Raw genomic sequence first — 232 nt, 5'->3', positions numbered from 1 at the left:
CATCATTGGTTGGAGAGCTTGCTGTATATCCACCTTCAATATCACTTGCTGTTAGTCCCCAGCAATTAGCGCTGTAATCGCCATTACCAAGGGGATTTGCCACACAATAATTATAATTGATCATGGCGTGAGCTTTGGTTTGCGTTTCGTAATTGGCATATGCATCTGTTAAACCTGTTGGGTTAATACCAAAAAAAGAGTAATGCTCAAAAAACAACGGCCCGCCCCTGTC

General features: G+C 42.7%; 1 protein-coding gene. It reads right to left on the bottom strand.

The window, feature by feature from the left end:
• Positions 1-232: glucoamylase family protein (locus ACEN88_RS36375; protein WP_413347223.1), on the bottom strand; the 232-nt coding region annotated here is incomplete at both ends.

Origin of the sequence: Massilia sp. CT11-108 (genome assembly GCF_047302915.1) — a bacterium.
In the GTDB taxonomy this organism is placed as follows: Bacteria; Pseudomonadota; Gammaproteobacteria; order Burkholderiales; family Burkholderiaceae_D; genus Telluria; species Telluria orientalis.
Note: the sequence above shows the minus strand (reverse complement) of the source record. Positions and strands in the feature narration are given on the sequence as shown.